The organism is Bacillus sp. AFS031507, assembly GCF_002584635.1.
GTDB lineage: Bacteria > Bacillota > Bacilli > Bacillales > Cytobacillaceae > Neobacillus.
The window spans coordinates 34,843-47,228 of sequence record NZ_NUOW01000036.1 but is presented as its reverse complement, the minus strand read 5'-3'; the positions used below and the strand labels follow the sequence as shown (position 1 = coordinate 47,228).

The window sequence follows — 12,386 nt, the reverse complement described above, 5'->3', positions numbered from 1 at the left end:
CAACCTAAAACTTATTAGTTCAGGAGGGAAAAGTTTATGCTTGATGTTGTGATTGTAAGTGCTGTTCGTACAGCGATTGGTAGTTTTATGGGGGCATTAAGTAACACCCCGTCCCAGAATTAGGTGCATTGTGATCAAATAAGCCTTAAATCGTGCAGGTGTAACCGGTGAACAAGTGGATGAAGTCACCATGGGAAACGTGCTTCAAGCTGGTCTTGGTCAAGGTCCTGCCCGTCAAGCTTCCATCAAAGCGGGTTTGCCTATTGAAGTTTCTTCGATGGCGGAGCTGCCCTAGTTCTGATGATAGAAAATGAAAGGTAAATCGAGTTTCATAGATTCCGAGGGATTAGGCATTTATCAAATGCTGTTAAAGCTAGTGTTTTAAATAAACCGATTCCGAAAAAACGGAAAATTCCGGATTCTCGGAATCCGATCGCACTGAATTTTCCGAATTTACGGAATCATAAACGAGAGAATAAAAGGTGGTTTTTGGCAAGGTATAGTTATAAACTTTTAATTTAGTATAATACTTGTATGATAATAAAGAAAATTTACATTTTTGAGAAATTAATAACCGATTTTGGCACGGAACTTGCACTTTTATTAAGTGAACTTCAGACTGTAAACGCTTACTAAGAGATGCTGAAGCTCATACAAAAAATAAAAAGGGGGATTTAAATGCAATTATTAATTATTCTTTTGTCGCTTGGCCTGTTAATGTTTGTTGCCTACCGTGGTTTTTCTGTTATCTTATTTGCTCCACTCTGTGCTCTTTTAGCTGTTTTACTAACAGACCCGAGCCATGTATTACCGTTCTTTTCCGGCGTGTTCATGGAAAAAATGGTCGGATTTATTAAATCATACTTCCCAGTTTTCTTATTAGGAGCCATTTTTGGAAAAGTGGTTGAAATGTCAGGGATTGCAGAATCGATTGCGAAAACGATCGTCCGTCTGCTCGGTGCGAAACGTGCGATGCTAACCATCATCCTATTGGGCGCCATTTTAACTTATAGCGGCGTAAGCTTATTCGTAGCTGTATTTGCTATTTACCCGTTTGCAGCTCAAATGTTTAGAGAAGCAAATATCCCAAAACGCCTTATTCCAGGAACGATTGCCCTTGGTGCATTCACGTTCACAATGGATGCTTTACCGGGAACACCGCAAATTCAAAACGTTATTCCAATTCCGTTCTTTAAAACAGATATTTATGCGGCTCCAACTCTTGGAATTATCGGGGCTATTTTCGTCTTAACGCTAGGCTTGCTTTATTTAGAGATGAGAAGGAAGAAGGCAGCAAAAGCAGGTGAAGGTTATTATGGGTTTGAAGCCGAAACTGCCGCCGCTTTGGAATTGGCCGAATCAAATCAAAAGGACGCAGCTGTTCCAGATTTAACAACTAATCAATCTGTGTTAAAACAAATTATGGCATTTGTGCCGCTTGTATTGGTAGCGGTTACGAATAAACTCTTCATTACTTATATACCAAAATGGTATCCGAATGGATTCGATTTTTCAGCGATTGGCTTAAAAGCATATACAGTAGATGTACCGGTTGTTGCAGCGATTTGGGCAATTGAAATGGCGCTAGTCGTTGGAATAATCACATCACTTGCCTTTGATTGGAAGCGAGTAACGGTAAACTTTAAAGAAGGATTAAACCTAAGTATTGCCGGAGCCTTGCTTGCAACGATGAATACAGGGGCCGAATACGGTTTTGGCGGAGTTATTTCCTCACTTCCGGGTTTTGCAAAAATCAGCGATGGAATTTCTAGTACCTTTACGAATCCACTTGTAAATGGTGCGGTTACAACTAGTTCCCTTGCAGGTATTACTGGGTCCGCCTCAGGTGGTATGGGGATTGCGCTAGGAGCGATGGCTGATAAATACAATCAGGCAATTGCAGCAGCGAATATTCCACCAGAAGTAATGCACCGTGTCGTCGCGATGGCATCAGGTGGTATGGATACACTTCCACATAACGGAGCCGTCATTACCTTGCTTGCAGTTACAGGTTTAACGCACAAACAATCATACCGTGACATTTTTGCTATTACAGTCATTAAAACATTAGCCGTTTTCGTCATCATTGGTATCTACACCTTATTTGGGATTATCTAAAATCGTTGCGTATAAATATAGAAAAATAGGTTTCTAATTATTAAGGAGGATGCTCGTATGAGCAAGTCATTAGAAGGAAAAACAGCATTTATTACAGGGGCTGCAAGTGGGATTGGATTAGAAATCGCGAAGACCTTTGCGCAGGAAGGCGCAAAAGTGGTGATCTCAGATCTAAATGCTAGTAAAAGCGAAGAAGTGGCTGCTGAATTAAGGGAGCAAGGATTTGAAGCATTATCGGCGCCATGTGATGTGACCGACGAGGAAGCATTTAAAAATAGTCTTCAGTCAGCTTATAAAGCGTTTGGCAGTATTGATATTTTAGTCAATAATGCAGGAATGCAGTTTGTATCACCAATTGAGGAATTTCCCACTGAGAAATTTGAATTGCTAGTAAAAATCATGTTAACCGCCCCATTTATTGGGATTAAACATGTATTCCCAATCATGAAGAAACAAGGCTTTGGAAGAGTAATCAATATGGCTTCCATTAATGGGGTAATCGGATTTGCTGGCAAGGCTGCCTACAATAGTGCCAAACACGGCGTCATTGGTTTGACAAAGGTTGCGGCATTGGAAGGCGCCGCCGACGGAATCACCGTTAATGCTTTATGTCCTGGATACGTTGATACCCCGCTCGTAAGAAACCAATTGGGAGATTTGGCTAAAACAAGGAATGTCAGCTTAGACAGTGTAATTGAAGAAGTACTCTTCCCGCTGGTTCCACAAAGAAGGCTATTATCCGTAACAGAAATTGCGGATTATGCGGTTTTTTTAGCAAGTGATAAAGGAAGAGGCGTTACAGGTCAAGCAGTTATTCTAGATGGCGGCTACACTGCACAATAATTCCAAAGAGAATCCTATTCGATTGATCGAATAGGATTTTATTATTGTATGAAAATGCTTCCAGTCGCTCAAACAAACGTCTAAATTTGGTATAATTTGAATATCTAATGTGCAAAGGTGGGAAAAGAATGTACCAAGGATTTGAGAAGATCCCCCAAAATTGGCATGAACAAATGATTCATCTATTAGCGGAACGAATCATAGTCGTCGATGATAATGGTATTATTCTTTATATAAATGAGGCGTATTGCCAGTTTTTAGGAACGACGATTAAAGATGCGATCAACCGGCCTGTACAGGATGTCATCGAAAATACCCGCATGCACATCGTTGCCAAAACAGGACAAAAAGAGCTTGCTGCTCTTCATCCGATTAATGGAAGTGAAATGATAGCAAACCGTTTCCCGATAATTGAGGATGGTAAAATCGTCGGAGCTGTGGGAACAGTCATGTTTCGTTCCCCTGAGGAATGGCGAATGTATAGAACAAAAATACAGGGTCTAGTAGAAGAATTAAAGTACTATAAAACCAAACTAGAAAAAGAACTGAAAAGTAAGTACCAATTCAATGATTTAATTGGAAAAAGCTCTACTTTTCTAGCAACCAAAAAACTAGCAGAAAGAATATCAGGAAGCAACTCATCCGTTTTACTGATCGGGGATTCTGGCACGGGTAAGGAATTATTCGCTCATGCCATTCATAATAGCAGCATGCGTGCCTCCTTACCCTTTGTTGCGATAAATTGTGCTTCAATACCTGAACATTTACTAGAATCGGAATTGTTTGGTTATGATGACGGTGCGTTTACAGGAGCAAAGAAAGGCGGAAAGAAGGGGCAGTTCGAAATTGCCAACAATGGTTCAATTTTTCTAGATGAAATAGGCGATATGCCACTTTCGATGCAAAGTAAGCTTTTGAGGGTGTTGCAGGAAAAAGAGATTCAGAGAGTCGGAGGTCAAAAGTCTATTGCGGTAGATGTGCGAATCATTGCAGCAACACACCGGGATTTAGAGAAGCTGGTGGAAGAAGGAAAGTTTCGTCAGGATTTGTATTATCGATTAAATGTCATCAAAATAGAAATTCCCCCTCTTAGAGAACGAAAAGAGGATATTCCGCTAATCTCTCAAAGCTTATTGAAAAAATTAGAGGGGAAATTTTACCGCAAAGGAATTGAGCTATCTACTGTGGTAGAAGAGAGACTAATGGAGCATTCATGGCCGGGAAACATCCGGGAACTTGAGAATGTCTTGGAACGATCCATCAATATTCTGGATGGGAAAACGATTGAAATGGTCCACCTGCCATTATACTTACGTGACATGGAACCGGAGACTAACTTTGTTAAGGGAGCTAATATCCAGAATCTTGAGACGACGCCAAAACCGCTATTACCGATATTCTCATTAAAAGAAACACTTGCTCATGCCGAGAAGAAAGCCATTTTAAATGCATTAGAGGTGACAAATGGCAATAAGCAGGAGGCCGCTAAACTACTGGAAATTGGGAAAACTAGCTTCTATGAGAAATGTAAATTGTATTCAATAAAATAGTAAAAATTATCTATATAAAACTATTTAAAATTCCTATTTTAAAATGAAAATTATTACTATGGTAATAGGCATAACACTAGTTTATGATAAGATAGAATATTAAGAAAACTGTTTAGAATGGGTGGAAGTAACTTGATCCTGTTAGACTATATTGTTAATCTCGCAATTTTTTCACTGCTGGTAAGTACACCTTTAGTCATCTTCTCGTTCATCAAGCATAAACCATTTAAGCAAGTTCGCCTTTGGGGATCCGTGTATGCGGGAGTGGTTTCCTTTCTCCTCGTTATGCTGTCATTTCAACAACAGGGGTATTCATACGATATTCGGTATGCCCCTGTTATTCTTGTTTTTGCCTATCTTGGACCACTCGCAGGATTCATTACTGGGCTAATTTCATTACTCGCAAGACTGATGACAAGTGGTCATTGGTACCCGGCCATTATCGGGTGGGTAAGTTTGATGATTGGTTTTTCAGTAATCCACTTCTATATTAAACGTCTCACAGCTTTAAAAAGAAGTTTTATTTTATTTGCTGCCTATATGGTGATTTATGGGATCACTGTTCTCACGTTCAAAATATTTATGAATGAACCTATCTTTCATTTTCAATATATAGTGTTTGTAATGATAGGAGTATTCATAGGAGGATTACTTATTGAGTCTTATGTAAATCTCCATAGATTGAATAATCGTTTAACAGATATGTATAAGATGGTAGAGGCAAGTGAATCAAAATACCGCCTCATTGCTGAGAATACTTCAGACCTCATCCTGGTTATCGATAAAAAGCAGGCGATCAGTTACTACTCCCCTTCACACGAGATTGTTTTAGGGTACAAAAGCTGTGAGCTTGAAAGTTTCGAATTAGACTCGCTAGTACATCCGGACGATGTGAATATGTTCAGAAGTAAAATCCAAATGATGTATGAAAATAAAGAATCACAATCGATGGAATTCCGCTTAAAACACAAAGAAGAGCATTGGATTGAATTTGAGTCACGCTGTATGCCTGTTAAAGGAGAACACGATTCTATTAAGAATATTGTTATTATTAGCAGGGATGTTTCTGAACGGAAAAAGGCGGAAGACATTCTTTTGCGCTCTGAGAAGTTATCGGTTGTCGGGGAATTAGCAGCAGGTGTGGCTCATGAAATACGAAATCCTCTAACAACCATAAAAGGCTTCATGCAGCTTTATAAAAGAGACGATAGTTCGATTGATGAATTGCTTCTAAGTGAACTGGATCGCATTGAAACCATTACAAGCCAACTGCTTACGCTGGGAAAACCACAAGCAGTGGAGTTAAACCGGACGAATGTCTTAGAATTGATTGAAGAGACACTTGTGCTTTTAGCCCCTGAGGCGATGATGAGTAATATCCAATTTAAACTCAAGTTTGAAGAATGCTCTTACTTTATTACATGTGAGAAAAATCAATTAAAGCAAGTCTTCCTTAATATCCTAAAGAATGCCATGGAGGCTATGAAAGAAGGGGGAGAAATTCAAATCCAACTTCGAAAAGGGCCAGAAGATGAGTGTATAATAACTGTTCAGGACCAAGGCTGCGGGATTCCAGAAGAACTCCTGCCTCGATTAGGAGAGCCGTTTTATACATTGAAAGAAAAGGGAACAGGCCTCGGACTTATGATTAGTCATAAAATTATCAAACAACACCAAGGAAGTCTTACTTTTATAAGTAATGGCATAAAAGGTACTATGGTCGAAATAAAATTACCATCTGCAAGTTGAGTATGATTATTTGGGTGTCAGGCACCACCCGTGGACATTTGTCCACGAGCGGTGCCTGACACCTTTTTATGCGCTTCCGCTTTTCGATAGTTCATATTCAATTCATATATTCTTTATATAATCGAGTTTGTAATCGAGAATGTAGACTTGAAATTAACGTGACCTATAGAAGGGATGAAAATATAAATGTCTGAAGTAAAGAGTCAAAAGGGTTGGAGCCAATTTATTCGATTGGTTCAACATACCAATCCATCTAAATTGCTCCTTGGTATCGCCCTTTTATTAAGTGTAGGTACCACATTAGTGGGGCTATTGGTCCCGCTGTTTACTAAAAATCTTATTAATGATTTTTCGATTAGCTCTTTAAGTACGGGTAGGATTATTCTTCTTGTTGCTGCGCTTTTACTACAAGCAGTGGCTAGCGGGATATCCATCTATTTATTAAATCATCTCGGCCAATCAGTTGTGGCCGGGATTCGAGACCGTTTATGGAAAAAGCTGCTCGTCTTACCGGTACCGTTTTATGATGAAAATCAAACCGGCGAAACCGTCAGTAGAATGACCAATGATACAGCCGTGGTCAAAGGATTAATTACCGATCATCTTGCCAATTTCCTATCAGGAACGATTTCCATCATTGGTTCGATTGTTGTTTTGCTGCTATTGGATTGGAAAATGGCTTTGCTCATGTTTATAGCACTGCCGCTTGCTGCAGTAATATTAATGACACTTGGAAGAAAGATGCATCAGGTATCAAAAGGGATGCAAACCGAAACAGCACGTTTTACCTCAGTTCTCCAGCAAGTTTTATCAGAAATACGATTAGTCAAAGCTTCCAACGCCGAGGCTATCGAGTATAAGAATGGTAAAAACGGGATCACCCAGTTGTTTCAATATGGGTTGAAAGAGGCGAAGATTCAAGCATTAATCACCCCCCTGATTGGTTTAGTGATCATGGTATTACTAGTCGTCATTCTAGGTTACGGTGGAATGAGGGTATCATCAGGTGCATTAATGGCGGGTGATTTAGTTGCATTTATTATGTATCTGTTTCAAATCGTCATGCCAATGGGGCAATTAGCCGCCTTCTTTACCCAATTTCAAAAAGCAACCGGTGCCACAGAACGAATTATCGCCATCATGGATATGAACGAGGAAGAAGACCATTCGAATCAGGATATTCATAATGTGAATCAATCGATCACTATAGAGGATCTGAACTATTCTTATAAAAATGGGGAAGACGTACTTAAGAATATTAGCTTTTCCGCTGAAGCAGGCAAGGTGACTGCGATTGTCGGTCCAAGCGGGAGCGGAAAAACGACCCTATTTTCTTTATTGGAGCGTTATTATCAACCGCAACAAGGCGCTATTCGTCTGGGGAAAGAACCGATTAATCACTTCTCCCTGTATTCCTGGAGAAGTCAAATTGGCTATGTATCACAGGAAAGCCCGATTGTTGTGGGAACGATTCGTGATAATATTTGTTACGGAATGGATAAAAAAATTGAGCAAGCAGATATCGAAAGGGTGGCAAAAATGGCCTATGCGGACCAATTTATTGCGGAACTGCCAAACGGGTATGATACAGAAGTTGGTGAAAGAGGAATAAAGTTATCGGGTGGGCAGCGTCAGCGGATTGCGATTGCTCGTGCCTTTTTAAGGGATCCCAAAATTTTAATGTTAGATGAAGCAACTTCCAGTCTTGATAGCAAATCAGAACGTGTTGTTCAACAGGCATTGCAAAATTTAATGATGGGAAGAACCACCCTCGTGATTGCGCATCGTCTGTCAACAGTGATCGATTCTGATCAAATTATCTTTTTGGATAAAGGAAAAATTACCGGAAGCGGTACACATGAACAACTTTTAAGAACTCACTCCTTGTATCGTGAATTTGCCGAGCAGCAATTACGGATCAACGAACCTGCTTAATAGAAGGAAAGGAATGAGGATGAATGACAAAAGTTCTAATGGTCGATGATGATGCCAATATTCGCGAACTACTCCAACTTTTTTTAAAAAAAGAAGGATTCGAACTTTATGAGGCATCAGATGGTGTAATGGCATTACAACTGATGGAAAAAGTAAAGATGGATTTAGCGATCATTGATATTATGATGCCAAATATGGATGGCTGGGAATTATGCAAAGAGCTGCGGGAGTTTAGTGATATCCCCGTCTTAATGCTGACCGCCAAAGGAGAAACCACACAAAAGCTAAAAGGATTCGAGTTGGGAGCGGACGATTATCTAGTTAAACCCTTTGACCCAATGGAGTTAACCGCTCGAGTTAAAGCATTATTAAAACGGTATAATATAACGGTTTCGCAAACGATTTCGATTAATGAATTTAAGTTGAATCGAAAGACACACGAAATTTCTTTTAAAAATAAGGAATATACGATTCCGTTGAAAGAATTCGAGCTGTTGTTTAAACTGGCCAGCTATCCTGGAAAAACGTTTTCACGAGAGGTACTCATTGAAGACATTTGGGGCTATGACTATGAAGGAGACGAACGAACGGTCGATGTTCATATTAAAAGGTTAAGGGAGCGTTTTTCAGAAGGAGAATTCCCGTTCCGGATTCAGACGATATGGGGATTAGGCTACCGCTTTGAGGTAAAATCATGAAAATCAAGCACTTTTTCCAACATCTATTTGGGATTGTCTTTTTCTTTGTATTTGTCTCTTTTGGTTTTTCAGCAGGTTATTTCATTGTCTCCGGAACTTATCGATTTTTCGATTTTCATACATCCGATTACCTTCGTCATATGGCATCGGTAATTACTGGTTTATTGACGATGAGCTTAGTTGGTTTTCTTATCTCTTTATTCACTCGTTCAAGGCGACGCAATCTCTTTCATGAAGTACTGGATGCGTTAAGTAGGATTTCTAAAGGTGATTTTAATGTATACCTCGATTTAAAGGCTGGTAAAAGAAATCAATTCACAAGTCTGATTGACCATATTAATCATATGGCTAAGCAATTAAAGCAATTGGAAGAGATGCGGCAGGAGTTTATTTCTAACGTCTCACATGAAATTCAGTCGCCGCTGACGTCGATCATGGGTTTTGCAAGAGCACTTCAATATGGCCAGCTTTCGAGCGATGAAAGAAGTCATTATCTCAGTATTATTGAAACAGAAAGCAAAAGATTATCGAAATTAAGTGATAATCTTCTAAAACTAACCTCCCTAGAATCCAAGCATCATCCTTTTGAGCGACATAGCTATCGGTTAGACCAACAATTACGGACGATTATTTTGGCCTGTGAACCGCATTGGATAGAAAAGGAACTGGAACTGGATGTGTCCCTAGAGAAGGTCATTATCATTGCGGATGAAGATTTGATGAGCCAGGTATGGACCAATCTGATTCACAATAGTATTAAATTTACTGAAAAGCGCGGAAGGATTCGTGTCCATCTCCAGCAGGTCGATGAAAAAACGATCGTGAAAATTTCAGATACGGGGATTGGTATCACGAAAAAAGATCAGATCCATGTATTTGAACGATTCTACAAAGCAGATAAGGCAAGGGACCGGTCAAAAGGCGGCAGCGGTTTAGGACTCTCCATCGTAAAAAAAATCATCGAAATGCACGAGGGAACCATCTGTGTTGACAGCGAAGAAGGGAAGGGAACCACCTTCACCATTACACTATAAAAGCCATTTTTGTGTTGTTTAGGGTGTCAGGCACCGCTCGTGGACAAATGTCCACGAACGGTGCCTGACACCCTTTTTAAATTTATTGTTCTGATATACATAGGGAAAATCATATTTATAGAAAGATAAGTAAGTAATTTAAGTTATCTAACAATGGAGGAATGAGCGCTCGTGCCAATTGATTGGGATGGAAAGGATAGGATTTTTCATTTATACAATGGCAAGATTAGTTATTTGATTCAAATTGTCCATGGTAAATATCCTGCTCATTTGTATTGGGGCAAGATGGTTAAGACGCTGCATCCTTCTTCCATTCTGGCGTTTAAAGGCAGGGCTTTTTCGCCGACTACCGAACCTTCTCTTCCGCAATTTTCACTTGATACGCTACCACAGGAATATCCTGCTTTTGGGAACGGGGACTTTCGTTCGCCGGCTTATCAAATCCGTTCTGCTGACGGAAATACGGTAACGGACTTTGTCTTTGATTCTCATGAAATTTTTCAAGGAAAACATACGCTTGAGGGATTACCGTCTGCTTATGTCGAGGATAATTCTGATGCTGAAACATTAGTGCTGACACTGGTAGATTCCATGCTTGGGATCGGGATGAATCTACATTATACAATTTATCGTGATTTTGATGTGATAACGAGATCGGTCTCCTTTGAGCATCTTGGCAGCCATGATGTGGAAATACATAAGTGTATGAGTATGTCAGTCGACATTCATCAATCAGATTGGGACTGGCTGCACCTTTATGGAACATGGGGGCGTGAGCGTCACATCGAAAGGCAGCCACTCAGCCACGGGACTCAAACCATTTCATCAGCTCGGGGTTCAAGCAGCCATCAACATAATCCTTTTGTTGCGCTGCTTTCAAAAGACACCAACGAAGAATATGGGGATGTATTTGGCATCAGTTTGGTCTACAGTGGGAATTTTCAAGCTTCCATCGAAGTGGACCCTTATCAAACTTCCAGACTTAGCATCGGCATAAACCCCTTTGATTTTACATGGGTGCTGAAGCCGGGGGAAACGTTTCAAACTCCTGAGGCTTTAATGGTTTATTCCTCGGACGGGCTTGGAGGAATGTCCAGGACTTATCATAAATTTCTGAGGGAAAGGGTTTGTCGTGGGGTATACCGCGACAAAACACGCCCAATTCTCATTAATAATTGGGAGGCCACCTATTTTCATTTTAATGAAAAAAAACTTATCGACCTTGCGGATGCAGCAAAAGAGTTGGGTATCGAACTGTTTGTATTGGATGATGGCTGGTTTGGGCATCGTGACAATGATAAAAGTTCGTTGGGTGATTGGTTTGTTTTTAAGAAAAAACTTCCGAATGGTTTAAACGGATTGGCTGATTATATCCAAAAAAAGGGGATGCAATTTGGGTTATGGGTCGAGCCGGAAATGGTTTCTCCTGACAGTAATTTGTATCGGAAGCATCCCGATTGGTGTATCCATGTGCCGGGACGGAACCGAACACAGTCCAGAAATCAATTAATTCTTGATTTAAGCCGGGAAGACGTATGTAATTTTTTAATCGAAACGCTGACCGAAGTCTTTAGCAGTGCTAAGATCTCCTATGTGAAATGGGATATGAATCGAAATATGACGGAGTTGGGTTCGGCTGCGCTTCCACCTCGCAGGCAAAAAGAAACCGCGCACCGTTATATGCTTGGCTTGTACCGAATTCTAGAAAAACTGACCGAACGATTTCCTAAGATTTTATTTGAAAGCTGTTCCGGAGGAGGCGGTCGCTTTGATCCTGGAATGCTCTATTATATGCCGCAAACCTGGACGAGTGATGATACTGATGCTGTTGAACGGCTTAAAATTCAATACGGAACAAGTCTCATTTATCCTGCCATTACAATGGGAGCACATGTATCAGATGTGCCGAATCACCAGGTCGGTAGAACCACACCGCTTTTAATGAGATGCCATGTGGCGATGGCTGCAAATTTGGGGTTTGAATTAAATATCGACAAGCTGAGTAGTGATGATAAGGAGGTGGTAATGGAGCAAATCAAACGATATCATCAAATCAAGGATATCGTCTGTTTTGGTGACTTATTCAGGCTGTTAAGTCCGTTTGATGGAATGGATTCGGCGTGGATGTATGTTTCACCGAATCAGGAAAGGGCTGCTGTTTTTTACTTTAAAACGTTGGCAACACCAAATCCACCGTTTTTCCGGCTGAAGTTTCGTGGGCTAAAGTCGGATGAGATATATAGAGTAAATAGAGGAGAACAGGAATATGTGGGCGATGAGCTAATGAAAATTGGATTAATGCTGCCACTGATAAAAAGAGATTTCACCTCGAGTATTTACCACATCGAAGCATTAGAAAAGTAATCAAATAAAAAATACGAGCTTTTACCTCAGATACCTCAATAAAATTCTCGATTTTGACATGCCATTTACCTCTGCAAAGAAATATTTTTGGCATA

The 12,386-nt window shown here is 40.2% G+C and carries 8 protein-coding genes and 1 pseudogene; all 9 read left to right on the top strand.

The genetic code is table 11. The features are described from left to right. Positions 1–36: 36 nt before the first annotated feature. A pseudogene (locus COE25_RS25485) lies at positions 37–280 on the top strand (thiolase family protein); the annotation flags it as partial. Positions 281–678: 398 nt separating this feature from the next. Further along, complete coding sequence (locus tag COE25_RS25480) at positions 679–2,118, top strand: GntP family permease (RefSeq protein WP_098934615.1); 1,440 nt, start codon at positions 679–681, stop codon at positions 2,116–2,118. A 57-nt stretch (positions 2,119–2,175) separates the two neighbouring features. Further along, entirely contained in the window at positions 2,176–2,961 is a 786-nt protein-coding gene (locus COE25_RS25475; protein WP_098934614.1) for a 3-hydroxybutyrate dehydrogenase, read from the top strand. Between the two features lie 128 nt (positions 2,962–3,089). Next, positions 3,090–4,511, top strand: a complete 1,422-nt coding sequence (locus COE25_RS25470) for a sigma-54 interaction domain-containing protein (protein ID WP_098934613.1) — start codon at positions 3,090–3,092, stop codon at positions 4,509–4,511. A 132-nt stretch (positions 4,512–4,643) separates the two neighbouring features. After that, positions 4,644–6,260: an ATP-binding protein gene (locus COE25_RS25465; protein ID WP_098934612.1), complete on the top strand. Its 1,617-nt coding sequence runs from the start codon at positions 4,644–4,646 to the stop codon at positions 6,258–6,260. Between the two features lie 186 nt (positions 6,261–6,446). Continuing rightward, entirely contained in the window at positions 6,447–8,195 is a 1,749-nt protein-coding gene (locus tag COE25_RS25460; protein ID WP_098934611.1) for an ABC transporter ATP-binding protein, read from the top strand. Positions 8,196–8,218: 23 nt separating this feature from the next. After that, on the top strand, positions 8,219–8,893 hold the full coding sequence (locus COE25_RS25455; RefSeq protein ID WP_098934610.1) for a response regulator transcription factor: 675 nt from the start codon (positions 8,219–8,221) through the stop codon (positions 8,891–8,893). After that, positions 8,890–9,927 carry a sensor histidine kinase gene (locus COE25_RS25450; RefSeq protein WP_098934609.1) on the top strand — a complete coding sequence of 346 codons (1,038 nt, stop codon included), beginning with the start codon at positions 8,890–8,892 and terminating at the stop codon, positions 9,925–9,927. The genes COE25_RS25455 and COE25_RS25450 overlap by 4 nt, the downstream gene beginning before the upstream one ends. 171 nt (positions 9,928–10,098) lie before the next feature. Continuing rightward, positions 10,099–12,291 (top strand): alpha-galactosidase, encoded by a 2,193-nt coding sequence (locus COE25_RS25445; protein ID WP_098934608.1) that lies wholly within the window; start codon positions 10,099–10,101, stop codon positions 12,289–12,291. The last annotated feature ends 95 nt before the right edge of the window (positions 12,292–12,386 follow it).

What these genes read in the sequence shown, in the direction of transcription:
- COE25_RS25450 (WP_098934609.1), top strand. Translation starts at nt 8,890, where the DNA reads ATGAAAATCAAGCACTTTTTCCAACATCTATTTGGGATTGTCTTTTTC.
- COE25_RS25455 (WP_098934610.1), top strand. Translation starts at nt 8,219, where the DNA reads ATGACAAAAGTTCTAATGGTCGATGATGATGCCAATATTCGCGAACTA.
- COE25_RS25460 (WP_098934611.1), top strand. Translation starts at nt 6,447, where the DNA reads ATGTCTGAAGTAAAGAGTCAAAAGGGTTGGAGCCAATTTATTCGATTG.
- COE25_RS25475 (WP_098934614.1), top strand. Translation starts at nt 2,176, where the DNA reads ATGAGCAAGTCATTAGAAGGAAAAACAGCATTTATTACAGGGGCTGCA.
- COE25_RS25470 (WP_098934613.1), top strand. Translation starts at nt 3,090, where the DNA reads ATGTACCAAGGATTTGAGAAGATCCCCCAAAATTGGCATGAACAAATG.
- COE25_RS25480 (WP_098934615.1), top strand. Translation starts at nt 679, where the DNA reads ATGCAATTATTAATTATTCTTTTGTCGCTTGGCCTGTTAATGTTTGTT.